This window comes from Pseudomonas sp. SIMBA_067 (genome assembly GCF_046534675.1).
Taxonomy (GTDB): Bacteria; Pseudomonadota; Gammaproteobacteria; order Pseudomonadales; family Pseudomonadaceae; genus Aquipseudomonas; species Aquipseudomonas putida.
The window spans coordinates 1-343 of record NZ_JAWRYH010000163.1; the positions used below are offsets into that span (position 1 = coordinate 1).

Consider the following 343-nt stretch of genomic DNA (forward strand, 5'->3'; position numbering starts at 1 on the left):
TGATGGCACTACGCCGTCATCAGGCCAACATGCACATCGACACGTTCCCCGAGGATGTGGCTGAACTGATTAGCTGGTTCGATGCCGAAGCGGATGCGCAGCCGCCAGTGCAGCCGGTACCCGGTCTGGGCCTGCAGATTCCGGTCTGGCTGCTCGGCTCCAGTCTCTACAGCGCACAGCTTTCAGCGAAAATGGGCCTGCCGTTTGCGTTTGCCTCCCATTTTGCCCCTGACCAGCTCTTTCAGGCGCTGCACGTCTACCGCGAAAACTTCCAGCCATCGGCGCGTCTCGACAAGCCTTATGCCATGGTCTGCATTAACGTGATCGCCGCAGACAGTGAGCG

The 343-nt window shown here is 59.8% G+C and carries 1 pseudogene; it reads left to right on the forward strand.

The features are described from left to right. Positions 1-29: 29 nt before the first annotated feature. Positions 30-343, forward strand: a pseudogene (locus SB765_RS28530) (LLM class flavin-dependent oxidoreductase); the annotation flags it as partial.